23 protein-coding genes are annotated in these 25652 nt (G+C 62.1%); 4 read left to right on the top strand and 19 right to left on the bottom strand.

What is annotated here, in order from left to right; all coding sequences use genetic code 11:
* Positions 1–2 precede the first annotated feature (2 nt).
* The 14 genes from AB4K19_RS16480 to AB4K19_RS16415 form a co-directional block, all read right to left on the bottom strand.
* Positions 3–998, bottom strand: coding sequence for an ABC transporter ATP-binding protein (locus AB4K19_RS16480; RefSeq protein ID WP_436398337.1), 996 nt, complete (start codon positions 996–998; stop codon positions 3–5).
* Positions 991–2088, bottom strand: a complete 1098-nt coding sequence (locus AB4K19_RS16475) for an ABC transporter ATP-binding protein (RefSeq protein ID WP_436398336.1) — start codon at positions 2086–2088, stop codon at positions 991–993. The genes AB4K19_RS16480 and AB4K19_RS16475 overlap by 8 nt, the downstream gene beginning before the upstream one ends.
* A complete protein-coding gene (locus AB4K19_RS16470; protein WP_375229361.1) occupies positions 2081–2491 on the bottom strand; it encodes a DUF1801 domain-containing protein in 411 nt (136 codons plus the stop codon). The genes AB4K19_RS16475 and AB4K19_RS16470 overlap by 8 nt, the downstream gene beginning before the upstream one ends.
* Before the next feature lie 8 nt (positions 2492–2499).
* Positions 2500–2688, bottom strand: coding sequence for a hypothetical protein (locus AB4K19_RS16465; protein WP_375229360.1), 189 nt, complete (start codon positions 2686–2688; stop codon positions 2500–2502).
* Between the two features lie 103 nt (positions 2689–2791).
* Positions 2792–3730 (bottom strand): carbohydrate ABC transporter permease, encoded by a 939-nt coding sequence (locus tag AB4K19_RS16460; RefSeq protein ID WP_375229359.1) that lies wholly within the window; start codon positions 3728–3730, stop codon positions 2792–2794.
* Positions 3731–3848: 118 nt separating this feature from the next.
* Complete coding sequence (locus tag AB4K19_RS16455) at positions 3849–4796, bottom strand: carbohydrate ABC transporter permease (RefSeq protein ID WP_375229358.1); 948 nt, start codon at positions 4794–4796, stop codon at positions 3849–3851.
* 104 nt (positions 4797–4900) lie between these two features.
* Entirely contained in the window at positions 4901–6220 is a 1320-nt protein-coding gene (locus tag AB4K19_RS16450; RefSeq protein WP_375229357.1) for an ABC transporter substrate-binding protein, read from the bottom strand.
* A gap of 208 nt (positions 6221–6428) precedes the next feature.
* Positions 6429–7322 (bottom strand): DMT family transporter, encoded by an 894-nt coding sequence (locus AB4K19_RS16445; protein ID WP_375229356.1) that lies wholly within the window; start codon positions 7320–7322, stop codon positions 6429–6431.
* 61 nt (positions 7323–7383) lie between these two features.
* A complete protein-coding gene (gene arfB, locus AB4K19_RS16440; RefSeq protein WP_375229355.1) occupies positions 7384–7806 on the bottom strand; it encodes an alternative ribosome rescue aminoacyl-tRNA hydrolase ArfB in 423 nt (140 codons plus the stop codon).
* Positions 7807–7809: 3 nt separating this feature from the next.
* Positions 7810–8166, bottom strand: coding sequence for a VOC family protein (locus tag AB4K19_RS16435; RefSeq protein ID WP_375229354.1), 357 nt, complete (start codon positions 8164–8166; stop codon positions 7810–7812).
* Between the two features lie 314 nt (positions 8167–8480).
* A complete protein-coding gene (locus tag AB4K19_RS16430) occupies positions 8481–9104 on the bottom strand; it encodes a queuosine precursor transporter (RefSeq protein ID WP_375229353.1) in 624 nt (207 codons plus the stop codon).
* 90 nt (positions 9105–9194) lie between these two features.
* Positions 9195–10121, bottom strand: a complete 927-nt coding sequence (locus AB4K19_RS16425; protein ID WP_436398333.1) for an esterase-like activity of phytase family protein — start codon at positions 10119–10121, stop codon at positions 9195–9197.
* Positions 10094–11020: a penicillin-insensitive murein endopeptidase gene (gene mepA, locus AB4K19_RS16420; RefSeq protein ID WP_375229350.1), complete on the bottom strand. Its 927-nt coding sequence runs from the start codon at positions 11018–11020 to the stop codon at positions 10094–10096. Before mepA ends, AB4K19_RS16425 begins: the two co-directional genes overlap by 28 nt.
* The gene (locus AB4K19_RS16415; protein ID WP_375229349.1) at positions 11017–12384 is read right to left on the bottom strand and encodes an MFS transporter; all 1368 of its coding nucleotides are present in this window, start codon (positions 12382–12384) and stop codon (positions 11017–11019) included. Before AB4K19_RS16415 ends, mepA begins: the two co-directional genes overlap by 4 nt.
* 140 nt (positions 12385–12524) lie before the next feature.
* Between AB4K19_RS16415 and AB4K19_RS16410 the strand changes: the two genes are divergently transcribed.
* The 3 genes from AB4K19_RS16410 (at position 12525) to yaaA (ending at position 15788) form a co-directional block, all read left to right on the top strand.
* Positions 12525–12812 carry a YggT family protein gene (locus AB4K19_RS16410; protein WP_298840551.1) on the top strand — a complete coding sequence of 96 codons (288 nt, stop codon included), beginning with the start codon at positions 12525–12527 and terminating at the stop codon, positions 12810–12812.
* 109 nt (positions 12813–12921) lie between these two features.
* Positions 12922–14967, top strand: a complete 2046-nt coding sequence (gene recQ / locus AB4K19_RS16405) for a DNA helicase RecQ (protein WP_375229348.1) — start codon at positions 12922–12924, stop codon at positions 14965–14967.
* Between the two features lie 41 nt (positions 14968–15008).
* Positions 15009–15788 carry a peroxide stress protein YaaA gene (gene yaaA / locus AB4K19_RS16400; protein WP_375229347.1) on the top strand — a complete coding sequence of 260 codons (780 nt, stop codon included), beginning with the start codon at positions 15009–15011 and terminating at the stop codon, positions 15786–15788.
* Here the strand turns inward: yaaA and AB4K19_RS16395 are convergent.
* The 5 genes from AB4K19_RS16395 to AB4K19_RS16375 form a co-directional block, all read right to left on the bottom strand.
* Complete coding sequence (locus tag AB4K19_RS16395) at positions 15773–18160, bottom strand: response regulator (protein ID WP_375229346.1); 2388 nt, start codon at positions 18158–18160, stop codon at positions 15773–15775. The two genes, yaaA and AB4K19_RS16395, sit on opposite strands and share 16 nt — an antisense overlap.
* Positions 18161–18290: 130 nt before the next feature.
* Complete coding sequence (locus AB4K19_RS16390; protein WP_375229345.1) at positions 18291–20333, bottom strand: hypothetical protein; 2043 nt, start codon at positions 20331–20333, stop codon at positions 18291–18293.
* Entirely contained in the window at positions 20330–23113 is a 2784-nt protein-coding gene (locus tag AB4K19_RS16385) for a DUF4159 domain-containing protein (protein ID WP_436398330.1), read from the bottom strand. The genes AB4K19_RS16390 and AB4K19_RS16385 overlap by 4 nt, the downstream gene beginning before the upstream one ends.
* Entirely contained in the window at positions 23110–23988 is an 879-nt protein-coding gene (locus AB4K19_RS16380) for a DUF58 domain-containing protein (RefSeq protein WP_375229344.1), read from the bottom strand. Before AB4K19_RS16380 ends, AB4K19_RS16385 begins: the two co-directional genes overlap by 4 nt.
* Positions 23985–24992 carry an AAA family ATPase gene (locus AB4K19_RS16375; protein ID WP_375229343.1) on the bottom strand — a complete coding sequence of 336 codons (1008 nt, stop codon included), beginning with the start codon at positions 24990–24992 and terminating at the stop codon, positions 23985–23987. Before AB4K19_RS16375 ends, AB4K19_RS16380 begins: the two co-directional genes overlap by 4 nt.
* A gap of 68 nt (positions 24993–25060) precedes the next feature.
* Here AB4K19_RS16375 and AB4K19_RS16370 point away from each other — a divergent pair, with 68 nt between their 5' ends.
* Positions 25061–25636, top strand: coding sequence for a DUF1285 domain-containing protein (locus AB4K19_RS16370; protein WP_375229342.1), 576 nt, complete (start codon positions 25061–25063; stop codon positions 25634–25636).
* Positions 25637–25652 lie beyond the last annotated feature (16 nt).

Below are 25652 nucleotides of genomic sequence, written 5' to 3'. Positions count from 1 at the left end.
TTTCAGTAGATCCGGTTGCCCTGCGCATCGAAGCACAGAGGGTCCTTTGGGGTGATCCTGACCACGCCGCCGGGCGCATACTGCGCATGCGGGTCGGCCAGGGTGATGATGTCGTGCCCGTCCAGTTTCAGGTGCAGACGGTTGTGATCGCCCAGCCGTTCGATCCGGCCGATGGCGGCTTCGCGGCCTTCTCCCTGTGTGACATGTTCGGGCCGCAGACCGATCCGGTGCGCCCCCTTGGGTGCGGTGCCGAAAAGGTCCGCTGGCAGAATATTGATGCGGGGCAGACCAAGGCGCGAGGCGACATAAACCGAATTCGGGTTCTCGTAGATGTCGCGGGGTGTGCCGTACTGCACCAGCCGGCCCTCGTTCAGCACACCCACATGGGTGGCCATGGTCATGGCCTCAATCTGGTCGTGCGTCACATAGAGAATAGTGGCGCCGAGGTTTGCCTGAATGCGTTTGAGTTCGATGCGCAGATCGGTGCGCAGTTTGGCGTCAAGCGAGCTGAGCGGTTCGTCCATCAGATAGACCTGCGGGTCGCGCACCAGCGCCCGGCCGATGGAGACACGCTGCATCTCTCCGCCTGAGAGCGCGGTCGCCTTGTTGTCGAGCTTGTGGGAAATCTGCAGAACATCGGCGACTTCGTTCACCTTGCGGTCAATCTCGTCCCGCGGGGTGCGCAGGATCGGAGATTTCAGCGGAAATTCCAGGTTTTCGCGCACGGTGAGATGCGGGTAGAGCGAATACTGCTGAAAGACCATGGCCACATCGCGCTGGGCCGGTGTCTCATCGCGCAGGGTGTGCCCGCCTATGCTGATTTCGCCGGCGTCCAGCTTTTCAAGCCCGGAGATCAGGCGCAGTGTCGTGGTCTTGCCCGCACCTGTCGGGCCCAGCAGGACCACAAAGGCACCGTCGGGAATGGTCATGTCGACCCCTTCGACACCAACTGTGTCACCGAAGGATTTGGAAACACCTTTGAGGACGACCTCAGCCATTGGACAGCACCCCGTTGTTCAGTTCGGACCGCAGGGCGCGGCCGGAGGTTTCATCAAAAAGCGTGATGGTTTCAGCGTTGAAGCCAAGGCCGACTTTTTCGCCCGTGGTGGCCACCTGGCCTGACGGCACGCGGGCTTTGAGTTCGCCGTTTGGGGTATCCAGCGTGATGATCTGTGTGGTGCCGAGATATTCAGTGGCGACAACCTCGCCCCGGTAGTCACCGCTGTCAGACAGCGTGACATGTTCGGGCCGCACACCAAAGACCATTTTACCTGCAGCACCCTCTATCTGGCGTGGGACGGCCATGGTCTGCCCCTGCAGATCGACGCTGGTTGTCCCTTCGGGAACAGTGCCATCGAAGCCCAGAAAGTTCATCGAGGGCGAGCCGATGAAATCCGCGACGAACATGGATGCAGGTTTGTCGTAGATTTCCTGGGGCGTGCCGAACTGTTCGACCACGGCGTTGTTCATGACCACGATCTTGTCGCCCATCTGCATGGCCTCCAGCTGGTCGTGGGTCACATAGACGGTGGTGGCGTTCATGCGGTCGTGCAGGGCGCGCAGCTCTTCGGACATGTGCTCGCGGAATTCTGCATCGAGTGCGCCAAGGGGTTCGTCCATCATGAACGCCTTGGGATTGCGCACGATGGCGCGGCCCAGTGCCACCCGCTGGCGGTCGCCGCCAGACAGACCCCCCACGGGTTTTTTGAGGATATCGCGGATGCCCAGAATGCCTGCAACCTCGTCCACCTTGTCGCGCACGGCGGCCCGGTTCATGCCCTGGCTGACCAGCGGATAGCTTAGGTTTTTATAGACATTCATGTGCGGATAGAGCGCGAACATCTGGAACACAAAAGCAATGTCACGCTGGCTGGGTGGCTTCTGGCTGATCTCTTCGCCGTCGAGCCAGATCTCGCCCGACGTGGGCAGTTCCAGACCGGCGATCATGCGCAGCGTTGTGGTTTTGCCGCAGCCGGACGGGCCCAGCAGCATGAAGAATTCACCGTCCTCAATGGTGAAGCTGGATTCTTTCACAGCGGTGAAATCACCGAATTCCTTGCGGACATTTTTGATTACGATTTCAGCCATTGGCTTTCTTGTCCCTGTGATAGGTCAGTGCCTGTGAAATGAAGGCGCGCAGCGGCCCTTCGGGCAGAGGTTGTTCCGGATCGAGCAGCAGGCCGCGGTTTCCGTCGAAGGCAAGATCCCCGTCCTGGCGCAGCCGGAAATCCCGGACCAGGGTTGTCTGGCAGTGCACATAGACCCCGGCCCGCGCCGGCGTCTCGCTGGTCACACCCAGCCGCAATGTGGTGCCTGTTTTCCGCGTGGTGTTCAGGTAGGCTGGTTGCCCCCATTTCAGGGTCTCCTCCAGCGGGCCGGCACCGAGGTCCTCCGCGAGCGACAGGATCATATCGCGGACGCGCAGGTGGCAGTCCCGGACGGCCGGCGGGAAGGCATTGATTGCTGCCGATACGTCGGCCTGGGGTGTCATAAGAGCGGTCATTTCGGGAAGTGACTGACGATGATGAACATCACGGTGCCTATGAGCGTCGTGATGAAGGAATAGGTGAACGCCCACATCACGAAGGGCTGCATCAGCATGAAGACGCCGAGCGCGATAATGATCGTCGCCAGCATTTCCCAGGGGCCGCGGCGCAGGCGGATCAGGCCAGAGATAAAGTTGCTCATCACAGGGCCTCCGGGGGCTGTCGGTGGGGCGTCGGTATTGCGTCGGTATCACGTCGGTAAAACGTCGGTGCGCAGCGCACGGTGGTGCAGGGTCCGGTTAAGGTCATTTGCGCACCGCTCCGAAAGTAATGCCGCGCAGCAGATGTTTGCGCAGGGCCACGGTGAAGATCATTACCGGCAGCAGGAAGATGGTGGCGCCTGCAGCAACCGCGGGCCAGTCAAGACCACCGACACCGATGATCGTCGGGATAAAGGGCGGAGCCGTCTGGGCCGTGCCGGAGGTCAGCAGAACCGCAAAGGCGTATTCGTTCCAGGCGAAGATCAGGCAGAAGATCGCTGTTGATGCAATGCCGGTGGCGGCCTGGGGCAGCACGACTTTGTAGAAGGCCTGGAAGCGGGTGTACCCGTCGATGAGGGCAGCTTCTTCGTATTCGCGCGGGATCTCGTCGATGAAACCTTTGAGCAACCAGACCGCGAGCGATATGTTCACCGCCGTGTAGAGCAGGATCATGCCCAGGTGTGTGTCCGACAGGCCTAGCTGGCGGTACATCAGGAAGATCGGGATCGCCACGGCAATGGGAGGCATCATCCGCGTACTGAGAATGAAAAACAGCAGGTCATCCGCGAGCGGTATTTTGAACCTGGAGAAGGCATAGGCCGCCAGTGTGCCGAGGAAGATACTGAGGAAGGTCGAGCCGAAGCCGATGATCACGGAATTGAGGAAGCGTTCGCCGAATTTCGAGGGGCCCGCGATGACCATATCATACTGGCGCACGATCTCTTCGTACCAGGTTTCCGGCGGATTGGCGGCGAGGAATTCGTCCGTCTGGCGGGTGCGGGTGGTGAAGAGGTTCACGTAGCCTTCGAGGGTGGGTTCAAAGACCACCTTGGGCGGATAGCTGATGGCATCGGCGGGCGACTTGAACCCTGTGAGCATGATCCAGGCCAGCGGGATCATGGTGATCAGCGCGTAGAGAATGACCAGCGTACCGGCGAACCATTTGGAGCGCTTGCTGGGCTCGGTGACGGAGAAACTGCTCATGATCGGGTGCCTGTGTGTTGGGCTGAGGTCGGAGGGGGGCTTCCTGCCCCCCGGCTGGCGCCTCCCCCCGGGGATATTTCGGGCCAGAAGAAGAGGCGGGCGGCCGGGATAAGGCGGGTCATCGTTCTTTGACCTTGTTCAGGGCTTTGACGTAGATGCTGGCCAGGCCGAACACGGTGACAAAGAGGATGATGGCGTAGGCTGAGGCATAGCCGGTGCGCCATTTCTCGAAGGCTTCGCGTTTGAGGTTGATGGAGGTGAGTTCGGTGGTGGAGCCCGGGCCGCCGCCGGTGAGCTGGACTACCAGGTCGAACATTTTGAAGTTCTCGATCCCGCGGAAGAGTACGGCAAGCATCAGGAAGGGCAGCACCATGGGGATGGTGATGGTGAAGAACTGCCGGAGTTTGGAGGCGCGGTCGATCTCTGCGGCCTCGTAGATGTAGTCGGGGATTGACCGCAGGCCGGCGAGGCAGATGAGCATCACGAAGGGGGTCCACATCCAGGTGTCCACGATCACGATGGACCATGGTGCGAGGTCCACCGAGCCCAGCATTTCGAAGCTGGAGGGATCCTTGCCGGTGAAAAAGGCGATGATGTAGTTAAAGAGGCCGATCTGCGGCTGGTAGAGGAACTTCCAGAAGTTGCCGACCACCGCGGGGCTCAGCATCATCGGCAGCACGATGATGGTCGTCCAGAGATCGTTGCCTTTGAATTTCTTGTTGATCAGGTAGGCCAGCGTGAAGCCGATGAGCACCTGGAAGAAGATTGTCCAGAACAGGAAATGCGCTGTGGCCTGCATGTTCAGCCAGATGTCGCTGTCGGTCAGGATGCGCTCGTAGTTGCGCAGGCCCACGTAGTCGACTTCGCGGTTCAGGCGGTTGGCGCGGAAGTTGGTAAAGCTGAGATTGATGGTCCAGATCAGCGGAAAGATGTTGATCGCCAGCAGCAGGAAGATCGTGGGCGCCACGAAGATCCAGGCGATGGCACGGTCGCTGAGACCTTTGATTTTGCGGGCCATGGCAGGCGGTGTTGCCTGTGCCGCGCGGGAGATAGGGGTGTCTGGCATGTGGACGCAGCTTTCCCGGGGCGAGACGGAAGAGCCCGTCCAGCCGGTTGGTCAGGGGACAGGGCGGGACCCGGGTTGCCCGGGGCCCCACCCTGAGGCGATGTTCAGAGTTTGCCTTCGTCTTCGAAGGTTTCTGTCCAGTCTTCGATCAGCTTGTCGAGCGCCTCTTTGGCGGTACCCTGATCGGCAACCACGTAGTCGTGGATGCGTTTCTGCATGGCCAGCAGCAGTTCGGCGTAGGCCGGTTCCTGCCAGAAGTCCTGGACGGCGCCCATGGCTTCGAGGAAGTCACCGGCAAAGGGGGCGCTGTCTACAAAGCTGTCGCTTTCCAGCACGGCCTTGTGCGCCGAATACCCGCCCAGATCCCACCATTTCTGCTGCACTTCAGGGTTGGCGAACCACTTGATGTATTCAAGGGCCGCGTCCTGTTTGTCAGAATAGGCAACAACCGAGATGCCCTGACCGCCCAGCGTAGAGCCGGCCTGGTTCTGCGGCGGGTTCACGAAGAAGTCGATCTTGTCGCCGCCGGTGTTCGGGTCTGCATAGAGGCCCGGGAAGAAGGCGAACCAGTTCATCGCCATCGCGACCTGACCGGATTTGAAGGCGTCGAGGCTTTCACCCATGTAGGAGTTTGTGTAACCCGGAGGTGTGGCTGTCTCGTAGAACTCTTTATAGAATTCAAGAGCTTCGACCGCTTCCGGCGAGTTTACAGCGCCTTCCATGTCATAGGAGCCGGGCGTGTTTTCATACTTGAAACCCCAGGGGTAGAGCGCGCCGGTGACACCCATGGTGATACCTTCGGACCCGCGTTCGGTGAAGATCGCAGCACCGTAAACCGTCTGGCCGTCAATTTCGCGGCCCTGGAAGAACTGCGCGATTTCCAGCAGTTCCTTTTGGGATGCGGGCTCTGCCAGTTCGCGGCCGGTGGAGGCTTTGAAGGCTTCGCGGATGTCTTCACGGGCGAACCAGTCCTTGCGGTAGAACCAGCCGTTCGCATCGCCCATGGCGGGCAGCGCGTAGTAGTTCGGCGTGCCTTTGGGCCATGTGGAATAGGCATAAACGGTTGCATCGGCGAAATCGCCCATGGAGATGCCTTCGGCGTCGAAGAAGTCGTTCAGTTTCACATAGTGGCCGTTTTCAGCGCCACCACCGATCCACTGGCTGTCGCCGATCAGCAGGTCGCAGAGTTTACCACCCGAGTTCAGCTCGTTGAGCATCCGGTCGGCAAAGTTGGGCCATGGGATGAACTCGAAGCTCATGGAGTGGCCGGATTGTTCCTCAAATTCCTTGCTCAGCTCAACCAGAGCGTTTGCCGGGTCCCAGGCGGCCCAGCAGAGCGTCAGGTCATCGGCCTGAGCAGAAGCACCAAGGCTTGCAACTGTCATGCTCAGCGCGCTGACCGCGGTCAGTTTTGAATATTTCATGTAATTCCTCCCTATGAGTCCGCCCGACCGGTTCCAGCCGATTCGGGTAATGACTGCGTCCGACGCTAGTTGAGGTACGCACCTCATGTCGACATATTTCTGAGGGGCGTACCTCAAAAATGGGTTAAGCATCTGAAAATAATGGAATTAAACTTTCATTAACCGTGATTTCAGCGTGAGCACGATGGGCGAAGTATGCCGCATCAGGTCAGGAGGAATGCCGTAATCTGCGTTCGCGCCAGACGATAAGGAGGCCGCCGCCCACGATCAGGATTGCTCCGGGGAACAGCGTTTCCCATGGTGTCTCGCCGAAGAAAACCCACCCCAGAACAAAGGCCAGTGGAATGCCGAAATAGCTGAAAGGCGCGAGGTTGCTTTGTTCGGTCATGCGGTAGGCCACAATCAAAAGCAGAACAGCAATGCCGCCGAAAAAGCCCATCGCAATGATCCAGCCCAGGTCAGCCAGGCTGGAAACCGGCGTAAAGCCGCCCCAGAAAAGGGTGATCAGGAAGGTCGCGGTCAGGGCTGTGACAGAGGCGTAAAAATTGACCATGGGCGTCGGCACATCGTCATCGAAGAGACGCGCCGTGACAGCGACTGCGGCATAAAGAAAGGCTGCCCCCAGTGGCAGGAGTGACGCGAAGCTGAAAGCGTCGGTGCCGGGCCGCATGATAAGGATAACGCCGGCAAACCCGATGAGCACGGCGGCCCATCTCACCCAACCGACTTTTTCGCCAAGCAGGGGGACTGCGAGTGCTGTGACGAAAAGCGCGTTGGCGTAAGCGATGGTCGATGCGGTGGCGAAGGCCATCAGGCCCAGCGACATGTAAAACATCAGCTGCGCCGCTGACACGATGGCACCACGGGCAAGGGCCAGCTTCCATTGCCGTATGCGCCACGGTCTGCCGGCGTCCCGCCACATCTTTGACAGCCAAAGGGCAAGGAGCGAAGGGATAAGGGCAAAAAGGTTACGCCACGCGGAAAGCTCCTGTGCTGTGTAGCGGTCAGACAGCAGTTTGATGGTGAGCCCCATCGCGTCAAAAAAGAGCAGTGCCACAAGACTGGTTATGATGGCGAGGCCGGTTTGGTCAGTGCTGCGCATCCATGTCCTCGCTGGTGTTCCAGGCGACGCTAACTGGCGCCACGGTCCACGGCAAGCGGGACTATTCGGTGGGATCGACGCGGCCGCGCAGGGACTTGACTTCGCCGCGGACTTTCTTGGCTTTGAGCCTGCGCTTTTTGGAGCCGAGCGTGGGTCGCGTGGCGATCCGGCGTTTCGGGCGGACCAGTGCCTTGCGGACCAGCTCCGCCAGGCGTTCGCGCACGATATCGCGGTTGCGGGCCTGGCTACGGGTCTCGTCGCACTGCAGGACCAGCGCGCCTTCGGTCGTCCAGCGCCGCCCGGCCAGGCGTTTCAGACGGTTTTTCACCGCAGGCGGCAGGTTGGGGGACCGTTCTGCCTCAAACCGCAGCTCGACCGCCGAGGAGACCTTGTTGACGTTCTGCCCACCCGGACCGGAGGCCCGCATGAAGCTTTCGGTGAATTCCCAGTCCTCAAGGGTGATGTCATCGTTGATTTTCAGCATGGGTCAGGCCAGCCGCCCCGAGATACTGACGGAATTCCCGGACGGATCCTTGGCGTTGGCAAAAACATAGCCGTCCGCCTGATGCAGGGGGCCGAATTCCAGACCATTGCGGGCCGCCCCGGCGGCGAACCCAGGCACATCCGGCACGGTGAAAACCAGTTTGACCGCCGCCTGCCCCTGGCGCGCCCCTTTGCCCGCAGGATGCAGCAGCAGAATGACGCCGTCGCCCGGTGGACGCAGTTCGGTGATGCGGTCGCCCGGCAGATTGTGGCGTGTATACCCGAAGTGGCCGGTGTAGAACGCGGCCATTTCATCGGTCTTGCGGGTATAGAGAATAAGGCTGGCGAGCACGGGTGGCATAACAGATCACGGTTTGAGTTGTGGGATGGGGTGTAACGTAAAAGGGCCACACCCGGAAGTGTGGCCCAATCGAATGGTTTAAGGAGGGGATCGGTTAGACCGAGATCCACTCAGGAGTTCTGCCCGTCAAGGGCTGCCTCAGCAGGCGACCTCCAAAGCTGTTCCGACACCTCGCTCCAATACCTTTCTTGACACTGGATCACCTCCTTTACCTATCTGTTGACGTTGAAAGAATCGTCGCACAGGTTTCGGAAATCACCAAGCTTTTTTTCGTTAACAAAACCGATGAGCCGGTGTGGGGCCAGGGGTCTGCTTTATTGCGCGGCAGAGGCTGCCCGTGCGGTGATCACCCGGAACGGTACCAGCGCCAGCAGTGCCAGGCTGAGCTTGACGGCCCAGTCGGCCACCGCGAGAGAGACCCAGAGCGGGGCCTCGGGCCCGGTACCGAGCAGCGGCAGGATCTCGCCGGCCCAGGACACGTCATTGGCGGGTTCGATAAAGGTCAGGCCTGCGGAGAAGGCAATGGTGAAGAACAGCGCGGTGTCCACGGTACTGCCGATCAGCGTGGAGGCCAGCGGCGCGCGCCACCAGCGGCCATCGCGCAGAGCGGAGAAAATCGCCACATCCAGCAGCTGTGCCGTCAGGAAGGCAATTCCCGACCCAAGCGCGATGCGCAGGGTCACGAGCGGGCCGAATTCGCCGATGATCTGTGTGCCGATCAGCGAACAGATTATGCCGACGATGAAACCCGCAAAGACCACGCGGCGTGCGGCTGCCGCGCCATAGACGCGGTTCATGATGTCGGTCACGAGGAATGCGAGCGGATAGGTGAACGCGCCCCAGGTCAGCCAGTTGCCGAAGAGGAACTGCACGAGAATGTTCGAGGCGACCACAATGGCAGCCATGGCAATAATGCCGGGAAGGTGAGCGCGTGTCATAGATGTATCCGTTTTGACAAGGTTGCGGCACTTGGCGGACCCGATCGGGCCAACGCGCGGTCTTTACGGCGGATGCCCGTGCAGCGCAAGTCACTCTGTGAGGATATATTCCACGATTTCCGAGCGCAGCATGGGCAGGAAATTATCGTCTGAGACCATGGTCAGGCGGATTTGCCCGTCCGTGTCGCGCCAGACTGCGATGCCTTCGAGGTTTCCGTGGGTGAAAAGCGGTGTCTCCAGAATGACGCGCGTGTTCTTAAAACCTGTTTCGGTGACGGTCATGCTGCGGACCCGCGAGCGGAAGCCAAATGGATAGACGGCCCGTTCCAGCACATAGAGGCGTCCGTCGGGGCCAAAGTCAGCACCGGTGGGTTTGAAGCCCTCGGCCAGCCGCAGGGTAAAGGGTTGCTCCCATGGTCCGGTCACATTCCGCCGGTAAACCAGCGCTTCCCAGGCGCCGGATGCGACCCCTTCCGGAATGGCAAACAGACGGCCCTGCGCATCTATGGCCAGTGCCTCCAGGCCACCGTTCTTCGGCAGCGCCCGCCATGATCTGGTGTAGGACGGCCAGACCGCGGACGCCTCCCATGTCTCATAGCGCAGAACCCGGTGGGCATGCTCAAAGGACACGTTGAGCCGCCCGGCGCTGTCAAGAGCCAGGCCTTCGGCATCGGTATGGGGGAAATCCGGGGCGTTGCCGAACCGGTCGACCAGGCGCTGAAAGGCGGTTATTTCTGCGCTCTTCAAAGCCCCGTCCTGCCGGGTGAAGGAGCCGCGCGCCATATGACCCCGGTCGGTGACCAGAAACCAGGCGCTGCCATCGTCTGAAACCTCGATGCCTGAAAAGCCACCAGCCCAGTCAGCCTCTGTTTCGGCGGGAATGATGGCGCTGAGCTGCGCGGGCTGCGCGTCGGGCGGCGTGGCCGGAGGGTCCGGTTTCAGGGCAAACCATGGTGCAAAGCCAACCGCTGCGACGCCAAACGCCGTGATCAGCGGGACTGTAAAACGGCGGCGCATTGTGACGGCAGATCGGCGAGCACAAGGTCGCGGCGGGGTTTTCTGGGTTTGGCGTTTGGATCGGGCGGCGGCGGGTTGAGAATATTATTCACCCAGGCCTGGGCGTCCGCGCATCCGTCCCCGGCGGGTGGCGGTGCCTGATCAATGCAGCCGGTCGCACCCGCCGGGCATTTCAGACGTACGTGAAAATGGTAGTGATGCCCGAACCAGGGGCGTACTTTGTTGAGCCAGGCGCGGTCGCCGCGTGCGTCTTTGCACATCTGAACCTTGGCGCCGGGGAAGATGAAAATACGCGCAACACGCGGATCAGAGGCTGCGGCCTTGATGATTTCGTGGTGCGCCGGTGTCCAGTTGTCGTTCACGAAAGCCCCGCGTTCCCGGCGCAGGGAGATCGACGAGATTGCTTCGCGGTCGGCTGCGGACAGCGCCAGGTTGCCTGCGGGCCGCAGCCAGATGTCGGCGTCGAGCCCGATCTGGTGGCTGGCGTGGCCCGACAGCATCGGTCCGCCGCGGGGCTGGCTGAGATCGCCCACATAGAGACCATTCCACCCGGGCTGGCGCGCAGCTGCGCGGCTGAGATCCTGCACGAAATCGACCGTTTCAGGGTGCGCCCAGTTGCGGTTGCGCGACAGACGCATCGCCTGCCAGGTCGGTCCGGTTTCAGGCAGTTCCGCCGCACCGGCGATGCAGCCTTTGGCATAGCTGCCCAGAGGGCCCGGGCGCTGGGCCGACGCTTCTTTCTTTGCGCCAAACAGCTGTTTCGCGACAGCGTTCGAATTCCCGGACGTGGCGATGACCGGTTCCGGTGTTGCGCGCACCTCCGGCGCCGGAGCTTCGTCGCAGCTGGCAAGGGTGAGGCAGGCGAGGGCAGTCAACAGTCCGGTGAAGAAGCGGGTCATGCGGCGCGGTCTCCTTTGGGGTTGACCCATATGAGCACAATCAGGGCGAGTACGAAAAGCCCGATCAGAGGAGAAATGCCCAGGCGGGCGTTTTCGGTCGCGGTTGTGACGACGCTGATCAGCAGCGGCGCCAGAAAAGCGGTGGCCTTGCCGGACAGCGCAAAGAGCCCGAACGCCTCTGTCGGACGGTCGGGGTTGGTGTGCCGCACCATCATGGAGCGCGACGCGGCATAGAGCGCACCACCCGCGCCGCCGATCGCAGCGCCGCACACAAAGAACGTCAGATCGGGGAGCGTTGATCCCGGTGGTAACGGTACTCCGAAGAAGGTTTCGCGTGACATGCCGACAATCACGCTGCAGACAGCGATCAGAATGAAAATACAGACTCTGATAACGGGTTTAGGGCCGTATTTTTCATCAAAGAGCCCCCCGACCCAGGTGGCAATCGCCGCTGTAATGGCCCCGATGATCCCGAATATCGCGATGTTGGTGAGGGACCAGTCGAGCACCAGGCGGGCATAGACACCGCCGAAGCCATAAAGCGCATTCAGCGCGTCACGGTAAAGCATGGACGACCCCAGGTAGGCAGCGAGGCTGGGCCGGCGGAACACCTGCGCGAGAGAGGCACGCAGGTCGGCCATCGCGGCGCTGAAGCCGCCCTGTTTCACAGCAGGCTTTGGTTCGCGCACCCAGGCAAAATAGGGGATCATAAAGATTACGAACCAGCCGGCGATAAAGGGACCCACAAAGCGCGTGCCCTCGCTTTGCGATGCGTCCAGCCCAAGAGCGGGCGCGAGACCGATGAGTGTTGTGCCGTCCTGCGGATTGGCCTCAAAGAAAAACAGCAGCATGATAAAGAGCGAGACAACCCCGCCCCAGTAGCCCAGCGATGCGCCCACGCCGCTGATTTTGCCGATGGTGTCTTCGTCACCGAGGCCCGGCAGTTGTGCGTTTACAAAGATCAGGGCAAATTCCGCCGCCACGAACCCGATGGCAAAGGCATAAAGGCAGAACCAGAGCGCGGAGCCATCCGGCACCATATACCACAGGGAGGCTGAGGCGATGACATAGACCACCGAAAAGGCGACAATCCAGGGCATGCGGCGGCCCGTGCTGTCCGCATAGGCCCCGATCACCGGACCAAGGACCGCGATAAAAAGGCCCGCGACCAGCTGTGCATTAGCCCAGACGCTTTGGGCGCGCGCATCGGCTGCGTTCTCAGACATGCCTGATGTGGTAAAGAAATCGGTCGCCACGCCTGCAAAATAGGGTCCGAAGATAAACGTCAGACCCAGGGTGTAATAGGGTTGCGCGGCCCAGTCGAAGGCGAACCAGCCCCAGATCCGCTTCTTTTCTGCTGTCATACCCGCCTGCCTCTTTAGGGTATCTTAAGCTAAAACAGGCACAAGCGCGCGGCGCAAGCACGGGTTTTGCAGCGCGGCGGGGACTTGCCCTTTGCCGGTCGCCTGCTTAACTGGGAAACGTCGCAAAGAAAGGGCCATTGATGCAATCGCTGTTCGAAATTCTGATGCTTCTGCTGAACGTTGTGTGGTTCTTTATCATCGCGCACGTCATCATGAGCTGGCTGATCAATTTCCAGGTTCTGAACACGCAGCAACAGCTGGTGGCTCAGATCTGGTATGGACTGAACCGCCTGCTGGAGCCGATTTATGGGCCTGTGCGCCGGATGCTGCCGCAGATGGGCGGGATCGACCTGGCGCCGCTGGCCGTACTGCTGATCGTGGCCATCCTGCGGATTGTGCTGGTCAACAACTACGCGCTCTTCATCTGAGCCACCTGTCCCTGCGAAGATTATTTCGGGTCGCTGACGGGTAGGCCTTGTCCCTGAATCCACGGTGTGGGAGTCTGCGTAAAAGAGCAGATCATTTCACAGGGTTTTCATGACAGGCGCTGCCACGCTGTTACGTGATGTTTTTGGGTTCGACAGCTTCCGGCTGGGCCAGGAAGATATTGTCACGGCTGTTTCCGCAGGCGAAAACGTGCTGGCGATCATGCCGACGGGCGGGGGAAAATCCCTGTGCTTTCAGCTGCCTGCCCTGATCCGGGATGGTGTGACGGTGGTGATCTCACCGCTGATTGCACTGATGCGTGATCAGGTGCGCGCCCTGCAGGAGGCCGGTGTTTCCGCCGGGGCGCTGACGTCGGGAAACACGCCTGAGGAAACCGATGCGGTGTTTGAAGCGCTGGATGCCGGAACGCTGAAACTGCTCTATATGGCACCGGAACGGCTGGCCTCGGGTGGTGCGGCGGGGCTTTTGCGGCGCGCGGGCGTGTCGATGATCGCCGTGGATGAAGCGCATTGCGTCAGCCAGTGGGGTCACGATTTCCGCCCGGATTACCTGCGCATCGGTGCGCTGCGCCGTGATCTGGGGGTGCCGCTGGCCGCCTTTACCGCCACCGCCGATGCCGAAACGCGCCAGGAAATCGTTGAAAAACTCTTTGATGGCGCCGCACCCCGCGCGTTTCTGCATGGGTTTGACCGACCGAATATTCATCTGGCGTTCCAGGCCAAGAACAGCCCGCGTCGCCAGATCCTGGACTTTGCCGATGCCCGGCGCGGGCAATCCGGCATTGTTTATTGCGGCACCCGTGCCAAGACCGAAGGGCTGGCCACGGGGTTGCGCGAGGCGGGCCACACGGCGCTGCATTACCATGGCGGCATGGACGCGGAAGACCGGCGGATTGCAGAGCGCCGGTTCCAGCAGGAAGACGGGCTGATCGTGGTGGCAACGGTCGCGTTCGGGATGGGCGTTGATAAACCGGATATCCGCTGGGTTGCGCATGCGGATCTGCCGAAATCGATCGAAGCTTATTACCAGGAAATCGGACGGGCGGGGCGCGACGGCGCGCCGGCTGAAACCCTGACATTGTTCGGGCCGGAGGATATCCGGCTGCGGCGGTCCCAGATTGACGAAGGTCTTGCGCCGCCGGAGCGCCGCGCTGCGGATCACGCACGGCTCAACGCGTTGCTTGGTCTCGCCGAGGCGCTGTCCTGCCGGCGTGAGACACTGTTGCGGTATTTCGGTGAAACGGACGTGTCCTGTGGCAGATGTGATCTGTGTGATACGCCAGCGGATGTGTTTGACGGTACGACTGCCGTGCGCAAGGCGCTGTCGGCCATTTTGCGCACCGGCGAGAGCTTTGGTGCGGGACATCTGATCGATATTCTGATCGGGAATGAAACCGACAAGGTCCGTCAGCGCGGGCACGAGGCCCTGCCGACCTTCGCCGTGGGTCAGGAGTATGACCGGCGGCAGTGGCAGGCAGTTTTCCGGCAGATGATGGGGCATGATCTGGTGCGGCCGGACCCCGAACGCCACGGCGCCCTGCGGATGACGGATGCAGCCCTGCCGATCCTGCGGGATCAGGCGAGCATCTCACTGCGCCGCGACAGTATTGCGGCGGCGAAAGCCACCCGGCGTCCTGCGGTTAAGGCCATGGTTTCGGAAGAGGATGCGCCGCTGTTGTCTGCGCTGAAGGCAAAACGCCGTGCAATTGCCGAGGCCGCACGGGTCCCGGCCTATATCATTTTCACCGACCGGACGCTGATCGAGATGGCCGAAAAGCGCCCGCAGACGCTGGATGAGATGGCGGGCATCGGCGGTGTCGGTGCCAAAAAGCTGGACAGTTATGGCGATGCCTTTCTGGAGGTGATCGCCGGAGAAGCCCCACAGATGCATCCGACCAGGCGCAAGCTGGCGGGGCGGTCCGCCGGGTCGGTCTATGACCGTCTGCTGGAAGTGCAGGCCAGCCTTGCCCGCGGAGAAGGTGGCCTGGACAAGCCTCTGAGTTGTCCTGCTTCGCTGCTGGCGAAGGTCGCGCAACTGCACGCGCCGGACCCTGTTTTGCTGCAGAAATTGCTGGGCGAGCGCCGCGCCGAAAGATTTGGCCCGGCATTTCTGGACGTCCTGCGGGAGGCGGGCTAGATCACGCCGGAGAGCCGGGGTGACCGATTGAGGAGACGCAGATGCTGGTGGTGATTTCGCCTGCAAAACGACTGGACTGGGACGCGCAGACCGCGCAGATGACGCAACCGGTGTTTCAGCCGGACGCGGTGCGCCTGGCGAAAACGGCGCGCAACCTGACGCTGGGTGGGCTGAAGTCACTCATGGGTCTGAGCGACGATCTGGCGCGGCTCAACCGGGATCGCTTCCGTGCCTTTCAGGACGACCCGGAGCAGGAGGTCACGCGCCCTGCTGTGATGGCTTTTGCCGGCGATACCTATCAGGGGCTGGAGGCGGGCAGCCTGTCCGCGGATGAGCTGGACTGGGCGCAGGATCACCTGCGTATCCTGTCCGGTCTTTATGGTGTGCTGCGGCCGATGGATGCGATCCAGCCGTACCGTCTGGAAATGGGCAGCCGTCTGAAAACGCGCCGTGGGGGCAACCTGTATGATTACTGGCGTGATACCCTGTCGCGGCATCTGAATGCGCAGGCCGAAACGGTCAGTACGGGCGTGCTGGTGAACTGCGCCAGTCAGGAATATTTCGGTGCCGTCGCACCCGGCGCGCTGAAGCTGCGGGTGATTACCCCGGCGTTCATGGAAGACAAAGACGACGGCAAAGGCCCGAAGATGGTCAGTTTCTTTGCCAAAAAGGCACGTGGTGCCATGGCGCGCTATGTGATCGTTAACCGGCTGACGGACCCTGAAGGCCTGCTGGATTTCGACACCGGCGGCTACCGGTATCGGCCCGATCTTTCATCGGACGACAAGCCGGTTTTCGTGCGGCCTTATCCGGCTTCCTGATCCGGTTCGGGCACCGGACTGATCACGCCCTTGGGGCAATGCGCCAGAATGCGCGAGACGATCTCGGCTTTGCGCAGGGGTTTGGTCATGTAGTGATCGAGGCCGGCGGCCAGGATCTCCTTTTCATCACCGGCCATGGCATGGGCCGTCAGAGCCACGATCGGGATGCGCTGGCCGTCCTTTTCCAGTTCGCGGATTTTGGTCGCGGCCTGTTTGCCGTCGAGGCGCGGCATGGAGATGTCCATAAAGATCATATCGGGATTGAAGTTCTGCCAGCCTTCGACCGCCTCAACGCCGTCGCAGGCAAACTCCAGGTCAATGTCCAGTGACTTGACCATTTTAGAGAACACAAGCCGGTTCGTTTTATTGTCTTCGGCTGCGAGGATGCGCATTTTTCTTGGAGCCTCGGGAGCCTCGGGAGCCTCGGGAGCCTCGGGAGCCTCGGGAGCCTCGGGAGCCTCGGCCGCAGCTCCGGCGACTGCGTTGGTTTCTTCGGGTTCCGGTGCTTCGACCGGGTCCGTTGCAGGCGCTGTGGGGGCGGGAGCAGCCGGTGGCACCTTCTCTTCAACGGTTTCTTCTGCAGGCGCCGGTGCAGATCTGTGCCGGAAAGAGGGCAGCGCGGGTGCTGGTTCCTCTACAACAAATTTGCTGAAACACTCCTCAGACAGCCATGTGTGCAGGTCCTGGCGTACAAAGGGACGCTGGACAAGCTTGCTGGCGGCGTCTCTGTCGGGGCTTTTGCGGGCGTTCCCGATATTGCGGCACATCACATAGACGGGGCCGCTGTGCCCGGCGCTCCGCATCTCAGCGGTCAGCGCCAGACCGTTCTGATCGGGCAGATCGTGGTCGCACATCACCAGATCCACGCTGTCATCCAGCCGGCTCATCGCATTCCGGGCGGTATTGCATGTCGTGACCCGCAGGCCCAGTTGTTCAAGCTGCAGGCAGAGGTGGTTCTGCTCGGCACCGGTGCCGTCGACGAGCAGCACGTGGCGCAGTGATTCCGCCATTTCCGGCGCTTCCAGCAGCGCAGGCCCCGACGTGCTGAGATCAACCTCAAAGCAGAACTCGGAGCCCGTGCCCTCCTCAGAGGTCACCCAGATGCGGCCCCCCATCATGGCCACCAGCCGCTGCGTGATCGCGAGGCCCAGGCCGGTACCGTCAAACTGCCGGTTGCGTTCATTTTCGACCTGATTGAATTCGCCGAAGATGAGGTCGATCTGGTCCTCGGGAATGCCAATTCCGGTGTCGCAGACGCTGACCGTCAGACACACTGTTTCGCCGGCCTCGTCGGGTTTGCCGCGGACCCGGACCACCACATGTCCCTCGGTGGTGAATTTCACGGCGTTGCCGATCAGGTTCGTCAGCACCTGACGGATCCGGCCCGGGTCGCCGACAAGTTCGCCGGTCAGACCGGGTTCGTAGTCCATCAGAAGGCTGATGCCTTTGTCCTGTGCCGATGCCTGCAGCAGGGTCAGAATGTCGTAGATCGCCTTTTCAAGATCGAAGGGTTCGGGATGCAGCTCCAGCCGGTCCGCTTCGATCTTGGAGTAGTCGAGCACGTCGTTGATGATGACCAGCAGCGCCTCGCCCGAACGTTTGATCGTATCGACATACAGTTCCTGTTCCTCGTCCAGATCGCCTTCCATCAGAAGGTCTGCCATGCCCACGACGCCGTTCATCGGCGTGCGCAGTTCGTGGCTCATGTTGGCGAGGAATGCCGATTTGGCGCGGTTGGCGATTTCGGCGCTCTGTCGGGCGGATTTGAGTTTCTTTTCGTATTCGACCGATTCTGTGATGTTCAGTCCGAGCGAGATGATGTCACCATCCGGTCCGCGCTGGTCCAGCAGGCGGATGTACTGGCCGTTCCACAACTGGATCACTTCGGGCTGGGGGTCGGGCGACTGGATCCGCTCGATCATGTACTGGCGCCAGTCGGCGGGGTGGATGCTGCCGGTGTTGACGATCCCCTCGTCGGTCAGCATCTGCAGAATAGTGACGTAACTAACCCCCGGTTTGATCTCTTCCAGCCCGTCGAAAACCTCCAGATAGGATGGGTTGGCCATGATCATTTCAAAGTCGGGGGAAAAGAACGCAAAGCCGTCCTTGATGGCTTCAATCGAATGCCAGAGCCGGCGCTCAACACGCTGGATCTTTTCCTGCGCGGCGCTGAGGTCGGATTTCACACGTTTGTTTTCGTCGCGGACTGTCGCAACCTCGGCGCGTGTTTCGACAATCTGGTCGGTCAGGTTACGCGCGTGCTGACCCAGCTTGCGGTTGGCCGCAAAGAGTTCGGCCTGCTTGACTTCAAGCAGCCTTTCCGCGGCCAGCCGCCGGCGTCTCTCTTCTGCCAGGATGTTGGCAAGGGTCATAAAAACAATCGCAGGTTGGTCTCAACTGACCAGCCGGTGATACATTCTTTACCGTGAAGAACTGCTTAATCTGCGCGCAGTGGGTGGGTCGTTTTCCGGTCGTTTCTGCCCGAAATACATCCTCAGGCGGTCAGCGCCGGCCCTCACGCAGCCATGCGGTTGTAATGAGTGCCGCCGTCAGCAGCAGCACCAGCCAGCCCGGCAACAGAGTCGTTTGCCGCACGTCGCGCGTTTCATAGGCGTCGCGCGGTGTCAGCCCGATCCAACCGCGCCCGGCGGCAGGGCGGCCTTCGCGCACGTCGCGCAACCGGGGCAGACCGTCTTCCAGCCGCAGGATACCGCCCCGCAGCCCGGCCACAACGGGGGCCAGGATTTCACCCGTGGCGATTGTCTGCTCGAACTCGCGGGGTGCGGCAGGGCCAAGACCAATCACCGCGATCTGATCCCCGTTTTCCAGCCGGTAGAGCCCGATTTCCGGGCCCTCAAACACCGTTTCAAAGACACCCGGACGGCTTTCTGTCAGCTCCAGCTCGGTGACATTGCCGGACGGATCGGTCAGCCGCAGGGGTGGGACTTCTTCTCCCAGCGTGCGGCGCTGAATGCGCATGGTTTGACCGGTGGCCTGTGCTGTCAACGCTTCTTCTTCCAGCTCGGGTTCTTTCATCATCCAGTGGGCGAGGCGGCGCAGCAGTTCAAGCTGCGGGCCGCCGCCCTCATATCCGCGGTTCCAGAGCCAGGCGTGATCAGAGGCCAGCAGCGCCACGCGCCCGGCGCCGACCCGGTCCAGGACCAGAAGCGGCCGGTCGCCTGTGCCGGACATCACCGTGTGCCCGGTGGTATTGGCAATCTCGACCTGACGCAGCCAGCGGCCCCAGTCGCCGCCGCCCGGCAACCCGGTGCTGACCGGATGGCGCTCGCCAAGCTCGGTAACGGTCGGCCGGTAGGGCTGGTCCACAACGCGGGCGGTCGGCGCGCCGGGCAGAACAGAGCCCAGCGGTGAGCGGAAAATGCTGTCGGCGCCGGCGAAGTCCGGACCCGCCGCGACCAGGACGGCACCGCCGGCGCGGATGTAGTTGGCGACGTTATCGAGGTAGAGCGAGGGCAGGATGCCGCGGCGTTTGTACCGGTCAAAAATGATCAGATCGAAGTCGTCAATCTTTTCCAGAAACAGTTCGCGCGTGGGGAAGGCAATCAGGGACAGTTCGCTGACCGGCACGCCATCCTGCTTTTCGGGCGGGCGCAGGATCGTGAAATGCACGAGGTCTACAGAGCTGTCTGATTTCAGCAGGTTACGCCATGTGCGGCCACCGGGATGCGGCTCGCCCGAGACGAGCAGAACGCGCAGGCGGTCCCGCACGCCGTTCATCTGGATCAGCGCCTTGTTGTTGCGGTCGGTCAGTTCGCCCTCCGCAGTCGGTACGGTGAATTCGATCACGTTGCGACCGCCATGGGGAAGTGTCACCGGCAGTTCGATATCCTGGCCCAGCGGGACCTGAAATTCCTGCGGTTCTGCACCATCGACTGAGATCAGCAGCGGGGCGACGACTGCCCCGGCGGGGGCGGCTCCCATATCCTCGACCCGCAGGGTCAGCGTGACGGGTTCACCGATGATCGCAAAGGCAGGTGCATTGCGGATCGACAGGCGGCGGTCCCAGTCGGTTTCCTCGCCCGTCAGCAGCAGATGCATGGGCGCGGGCAGATTAACGGGCAGATCGGCGTCATGCACACGTCCATCGCTGAGCGCGATCACGCCGGCAATCCGGGCGCGGGGCTCTTCGGCAAGCGCTGTGGACAGCGCCGTCATCAGCTGCGTGCCCGCATCGCCTTCGCCATCGGACACGGTCACCCGACGCACTTCGGTGTTGGAACGGGCGCTGATCCGCGCGGCCAGTTCGTCAGCGGCAGTCAGCGTCTGTTCGGGGCGGTCGGACAACTGCTGGCTGGCGCTGTCATCTTCGAGCATCACCACAATATCGGTGAGCGGCGCGCGGTCTTCCTGCTGATAGGAAGGATTGATCAGCGCGCCCAGCACCACCAGAGCCGCAAGTCCGCGCAGTGGCCATCCGTTCAGGCCGCGCAATCCTGCCAGCACGACAGAGGCCAGCGCGATGACCGCGACCACTGTGACCATCGCCCAGGGGACGAGCGGGTCGAATATGATCGTGCCCGTCACTGGCCGAGCCTGTCGAGCAGTGCAGGTACGTGGACCTGGTCAGATTTATAGTTGCCCGTCAGCACGTGCATGATGAGGTTAATGCCGAACCTATAGGCCAGTTCGCGCTGACGCTCGCCGGTGAACCCGCGGCCCACGGGGATCATGGGCGCACCATTCCGGTTCACTGCCCAGGCGGCGGCCCAGTCATTGCCGCCGATCACCACCGGTGTGACGCCATCGTTGAGGTTTCGGAACGGCATGCCCTCGATCTGTTCTGCATCAGGCGGGGCGGCTTCGACCCAGACCTCGCGGCTGGTGTGACGGCCGGGGAAGTCCTGCAGCAGGTAGAACGTGCGGGTCAGCACATGATCAGTCGGCAGTGGTTCGAGCGGTGGAATATCGAGCGGGGCCGCCAGATCCCGGAGCTTGCGCCCGTTGGGAGAGGCGGCGCCAAAGCGGGCGATATCCGCATCGCGGGTATCAAAAAGAATCAGACCGCCGGACCGCAGGTACGCGTTGAGTTTTGCATAGGCCTCTGAGGACGGACGCGGCTGGTCGGGAGTGACCGGCCAGTACAGGATCGGGAAAAAAGCCAGTTCGTCGGTTTCCAGATTAACGCCAACGGGGTCAGCCGGTTCGACGGAGGTACGGAAATAGAGCGTCTGGGACAGGCCGGTCAAACCCGCCTGCGAGAGTTCATCGACCCGGTTGTCACCTGTCATGACATAGGCCAGCACCATTTCGGCAGTGGCATTCAGCGCAAAGGCGTCAGCTTCAGGGTCGTTTTCCTGCGCCTGAGCGCCGGCGGGTGGCAGCAGAAGGAGCGCCAGCAATGCGAGGGCCGCAGTGCTGTTGTTGACCCTGCCCAGCAGGCGGCCGGACAGCGCAAGGGAGGCCACCACATCCGCCAGCAGCAGCAGGATGGACAGGCTCAGCAGCCAGCCCGCTACCGGTTGTTCGGGCGGCACGGCAAAACCACGGATCGGGATATCAGCAGGCCAGGTGGCCGGGGTGAGCGTTGTTTCCGCGCTGATCACGTTGCGGGCCAGACGCCGGTCGCCATCGGCGTAGATGCCGGGCTGCATGTCGGGACCGGCAGGTGCATTGACCAGATCGGGCCCGGGCACACCGGGCAGCGTTCCGGCATCGCTGAGAACACCAAAGCCGTCCATCACCTGCTCGGGCGTCCATGTGGTGCCTTCCAGTTGCGTCGCATCCGGTGCGGAGGCAGAGGACGACACGGCCAGCCGTTCCAGCATCTGAACAAAGAGGCCCGACAGCGGCAGGGTTGACCAGTCCGCCGTTGCGGTGATGTGAAAGAGCACGATCTGGCCCTGTTCGCGGGATTTTCGGGTCACCATCGGTGTGCCATCGGTCAGCTCTGCGATCACACGTTCGGCCAGCGTCGGGTCCGGCTGGGCCATGACCTGGCTGGTGATCTGAACGTCGTCCGGAATGCGCAGACCGAAAAAGGGTGAATTCTCGCGGAAGGGTGCGAGGCTCTTGGGTTCCCCCCAGCTCATTGCGCCGCCCACAGTGCGGCCGCCGGTGCGCAGACGAACGGGCATCATCGGGTCTTCATCGATGCGGGAAATGTCGCTGGCGGCCACGCGGGGACCGGCAAAGCGCACAAGCAGACCACCTTCGTCGATCCATGCTCCGAGGTCTTCGGTTTCGGCAGGCGACAGGGTGGCCACATCCGCAAGGATGATCACATCCGGATTAGCAGGCAGCACATCGCTGATGGCGCCACGGATCAGGTCCGCATTCGGTGCGAGCGCCTGTTCGATATAGTGCAGCGGCGACAGCAGCTGCAGACCTTCGCGGCTCTCACGACCGGCAATCAGCGCGACTTCACGGCGGCGCAGGGCATCATCTGCCAGCGTTGTGGCACCGGCGGACCGCTGGCCCTGGATGTCAAACCGCGTGATGCGGGCGCGCAGTTCGGCAGGCAGGGACAGGGCCGTGGTGGTTTCGGTCTCGCCCGCTGCAAATACGGCTCCGGCGCTTGCAAGGATTGAAGCATTCCCCGCCGGGTCGCGGCCCTGTGCCTGTATCACGACCTCACGTTCCGGGCCCGGGGCTGCGCGCAGGGCGGTGATCTGGACCGCGCCGTCCTCAAAACCGGCGGGGCGCAGCGCAATCACATTGGCCGCGGTCTGGTAAATCTCAACAGCGCCGGCACTCTGAAAGGCGTCCAGCACATCCGCGCGACCGGGATAATCGAGCCCGTCGCTGAACCACATGGTGTCAAAAGCATCAAGATCGCCGGCCATAGACGCCACCTGTGCAGCGCGTGCAGCGTCAGGCTGCCAGGCGGCGGGGCGGAACCCGGGCAGACGGCTGCGCCAGGCATCGGCGGCCTGGAAAACCGGGGGTTCCGGGCTGGCCATGTCGAGGAACGCAACGGTTCTGCCTGCGCGGCCCGCGCGTGTCAGCTGGGCTTCGATGGCTTCGGCCTGTTCGGTCCAGCGCGTTGCACCGCCCCAGCTGCCGTCCAGCACGATCAGCAGCGGGCCGTCGCCGCGTGACGCTTCGGCTTCGGGGTTCAGTACCGGCCCGGCGAGACCAACGATGACGGCGGCAACGGCAAGGATGCGCAGCAGTAAAAGCCACCAGGGGGTCCGGTCACTGACGCTCTCGTCATCCTTCAGCCCCAGCAGCAGTGCCACACCCGGAAAACGCCGCCGGATCGGCGCCGGGGGCACCGCGCGTAAGATAAGCCACAGGATCGGCAGTGCCAGCAGCGCCAGCAGCAACCAGGGCGTGGTAAAGCCGATTCCGCCCAGAACAGTCATCGAACGCCCCCCGTATCCAGCGCCCGATAGAGCCAGAGCAGGGCGGATTGCGCTGTTTTGTCCGTGTGGTGCTGGCCATACTGCCAGCCGGTCAGCGCGCAGAGATCAGACAGCTCGGCCTTGCGGCGGGCCAGACGGTCAAGATAACGGTCGCGCAACTCGCTTGCCTTGAGCGTCTCATGGCTCAGGCTGCCGCCGACGCTTTCAAAAATGGTCCTGCCGCGAAACGGGAACGCTTCTTCCGAGGGGTCGAGTACATGCAGCAGCACGCCGCGCACGCCCCGGTCGGCGGCCTTGGTGAGGGCCAGGCGCACCTCGGACACATCGCCCATGAAATCAGAAATGAAGACAGCACGGGCGGAGGGGATCATCGCGCGGTGCTCGGGCGGGCTGTAGTCCTCCTGCGCGTCCTGCACGAACATCTCCGCCAGGCGCAGTATCTGTGTGTTGCCCCGGCGGGGCGGCAGCAGCGTGCCGGTCAGGCCAACGCGTTCGCCGCCGCGAACGAGAAGGATGGCCGTAGCAAGACCCAGAAGCCGCGCGCGGTCCGCTTTTTGGGGCAGTTTATCGTCACTGGCAAACCGCATGGACGCGCCCTGGTCGACCCAGAACATCACCGATTGTGCAATCTGCCATTCGCGTTCACGTACAAATTCCGTGTCGCCGCGGGCGGAACGCCGGTAGTCGATCAGCCGGCGGCTGTCGCCGGCCTGCGCCGGGCGGTATTGCCAGAAATCATCGCCCATGCCCGCACGGCGCCGGCCGTGGTCCCCCAGCAGGACGGATCCGGCCAGATGTTCGGCGCGCGCCAGCAAAGCGGGCAGCGTCGCCGCTTCGGTCTCGGCGTGGGCGCGGAGGGCGGTTGCTGTGCTCACGCGGCGGCCTTCGCTCCGGCAAGGTCGGCCGCTGTGGCTTCGATCAGACCCTGCAGGCTGTCACCACGGGCGCGGGCAGCGAAGTTGAGCGCCATCCGGTGGCTGAGCACAGGGCGGGCCATGTCGAGCACATCCTCAGCCGAGGGGGCGAGGCGACCCTGCAGCAGCGCGCGGGCCCGAACGGTCAGCATCAGCGCCTGTGCCGCCCGTGGCCCCGGGCCCCAGGCAACGGTGTCGCGCACCTGCTGGCTGGCGCTTTCCTCGTCGGGGCGGAAGGCGCGCACCAGATCGAGGATCATCTCGACCACGCTGTCACCGACGGGCATCCGGCGCAGCAATTGCTGTGCGGCCAGAAGTTCGGCGGCGGTAAAGACCTCGGTGGACTCCTCTTCGACATCACCGGTCGTGGCCAGCAGGATGTCGCGTTCGGTGGCACGGTCCGGATAGGCCACATCGATCTGCACAAGGAAACGGTCCAGCTGCGCCTCGGGCAGCGGATAGGTGCCTTCCTGCTCGATCGGGTTCTGCGTGGCGAGCACATGAAATGGCACACCAAGCGGCCGGTTTTCACCTGCAACAGTGACTGTTTTCTCCTGCATCGCCTGCAGCAGTGCGGATTGCGTACGCGGGCTGGCGCGGTTGATCTCGTCCGCCATCAGCAGCTGACAGAAAATCGGGCCCTGAATAAAGCGGAATGCCCGGGACCCGTCGGCGGCGGTGTCCAGCACTTCGGAGCCCAAAATATCCGCCGGCATCAGGTCGGGCGTGAACTGCACGCGGTTGCCATGCAGGCCCATCACCGTCGAGAGCGTTTCCACAAGGCGGGTCTTGCCAAGGCCCGGCAGACCGATCAGCAGACCGTGACCACCGCACAGAAGCGCCGTCAGGGTCAGTTCCACAACGCGTTCCTGGCCGATGAACCGTTTGGTGATGGAATCCCGGGCCGCATTCAGTTTTTCGCCAAGCGCTTCAATCTGCGCGACCATGTCTTCTGCATCACTCATGACAACGTGCTCCGATGGGTTATATGGTTGATGTAACTCTATCGCGGCGAAGGGAAATGGCAAAAGCTATGAGTGGACAAAAAACCGTGACCCCCTCGGCTGAAAGCCTTGCTGCCTCTGTTGCTGCTGTAAAATCACGCGGATTGCCGCCTGTGCACCTGTGGAACCCGCCTTTCTGCGGTGATCTGGACATGCGGATTGCACGCGACGGCACCTGGTTTTACCAGGGCACGCCCATCGGGCGGCCCGGTCTGGTCAGGCTGTTTTCATCGATTCTTAAAAAGGAAGATGGTAAATATTTCCTTGTCACACCGGTGGAGAAGGTCGGGATCACGGTGGATGATGCCCCCTTTGTGGCGGTGGATTTCGAGGTATCCGGCAACGCAGAGGACCAGTCCCTCCGGTTTGAAACGCAGGTCGGTGATCATATGACGGCCGGACCGGAAAACCCAATCCGCGTTGTGCGGGATGAGGAGACCGGCGAGCCTTCTCCTTATGTGCATGTACGCGCGGGTCTCGATGCGCTGATTGACCGTAAGAGTTTTTACCGTCTGGTGGATCTGGGCACGCATCATGACGACTGGTTCGGTGTGTGGTCAGGCGGGGTCTTTTTCCGCATCATCCCGAGCGCCGAACTGCCCTAGGCCGTTGCAGCGGGGC

Source organism: Roseobacter phycocola, assembly GCF_042055075.2.
Lineage (GTDB): Bacteria > Pseudomonadota > Alphaproteobacteria > Rhodobacterales > Rhodobacteraceae > Roseobacter.
Note: the sequence above shows the minus strand (reverse complement) of the source record. Positions and strands in the feature narration are given on the sequence as shown.

What these genes read in the sequence shown, in the direction of transcription:
- AB4K19_RS16480 (WP_436398337.1), bottom strand. Translation starts at nt 998, where the DNA reads ATGGCTGAGGTCGTCCTCAAAGGTGTTTCCAAATCCTTCGGTGACACA.
- AB4K19_RS16475 (WP_436398336.1), bottom strand. Translation starts at nt 2,088, where the DNA reads ATGGCTGAAATCGTAATCAAAAATGTCCGCAAGGAATTCGGTGATTTC.
- AB4K19_RS16470 (WP_375229361.1), bottom strand. Translation starts at nt 2,491, where the DNA reads ATGACACCCCAGGCCGACGTATCGGCAGCAATCAATGCCTTCCCGCCG.
- AB4K19_RS16465 (WP_375229360.1), bottom strand. Translation starts at nt 2,688, where the DNA reads ATGAGCAACTTTATCTCTGGCCTGATCCGCCTGCGCCGCGGCCCCTGG.
- AB4K19_RS16460 (WP_375229359.1), bottom strand. Translation starts at nt 3,730, where the DNA reads ATGAGCAGTTTCTCCGTCACCGAGCCCAGCAAGCGCTCCAAATGGTTC.
- AB4K19_RS16455 (WP_375229358.1), bottom strand. Translation starts at nt 4,796, where the DNA reads ATGCCAGACACCCCTATCTCCCGCGCGGCACAGGCAACACCGCCTGCC.
- AB4K19_RS16450 (WP_375229357.1), bottom strand. Translation starts at nt 6,220, where the DNA reads ATGAAATATTCAAAACTGACCGCGGTCAGCGCGCTGAGCATGACAGTT.
- AB4K19_RS16445 (WP_375229356.1), bottom strand. Translation starts at nt 7,322, where the DNA reads ATGCGCAGCACTGACCAAACCGGCCTCGCCATCATAACCAGTCTTGTG.
- arfB (WP_375229355.1), bottom strand. Translation starts at nt 7,806, where the DNA reads ATGCTGAAAATCAACGATGACATCACCCTTGAGGACTGGGAATTCACC.
- AB4K19_RS16435 (WP_375229354.1), bottom strand. Translation starts at nt 8,166, where the DNA reads ATGCCACCCGTGCTCGCCAGCCTTATTCTCTATACCCGCAAGACCGAT.
- AB4K19_RS16430 (WP_375229353.1), bottom strand. Translation starts at nt 9,104, where the DNA reads ATGACACGCGCTCACCTTCCCGGCATTATTGCCATGGCTGCCATTGTG.
- AB4K19_RS16425 (WP_436398333.1), bottom strand. Translation starts at nt 10,121, where the DNA reads ATGCGCCGCCGTTTTACAGTCCCGCTGATCACGGCGTTTGGCGTCGCA.
- mepA (WP_375229350.1), bottom strand. Translation starts at nt 11,020, where the DNA reads ATGACCCGCTTCTTCACCGGACTGTTGACTGCCCTCGCCTGCCTCACC.
- AB4K19_RS16415 (WP_375229349.1), bottom strand. Translation starts at nt 12,384, where the DNA reads ATGACAGCAGAAAAGAAGCGGATCTGGGGCTGGTTCGCCTTCGACTGG.
- AB4K19_RS16410 (WP_298840551.1), top strand. Translation starts at nt 12,525, where the DNA reads ATGCAATCGCTGTTCGAAATTCTGATGCTTCTGCTGAACGTTGTGTGG.
- recQ (WP_375229348.1), top strand. Translation starts at nt 12,922, where the DNA reads ATGACAGGCGCTGCCACGCTGTTACGTGATGTTTTTGGGTTCGACAGC.
- yaaA (WP_375229347.1), top strand. Translation starts at nt 15,009, where the DNA reads ATGCTGGTGGTGATTTCGCCTGCAAAACGACTGGACTGGGACGCGCAG.
- AB4K19_RS16395 (WP_375229346.1), bottom strand. Translation starts at nt 18,160, where the DNA reads ATGACCCTTGCCAACATCCTGGCAGAAGAGAGACGCCGGCGGCTGGCC.
- AB4K19_RS16385 (WP_436398330.1), bottom strand. Translation starts at nt 23,113, where the DNA reads ATGACTGTTCTGGGCGGAATCGGCTTTACCACGCCCTGGTTGCTGCTG.
- AB4K19_RS16375 (WP_375229343.1), bottom strand. Translation starts at nt 24,992, where the DNA reads ATGAGTGATGCAGAAGACATGGTCGCGCAGATTGAAGCGCTTGGCGAA.
- AB4K19_RS16370 (WP_375229342.1), top strand. Translation starts at nt 25,061, where the DNA reads ATGAGTGGACAAAAAACCGTGACCCCCTCGGCTGAAAGCCTTGCTGCC.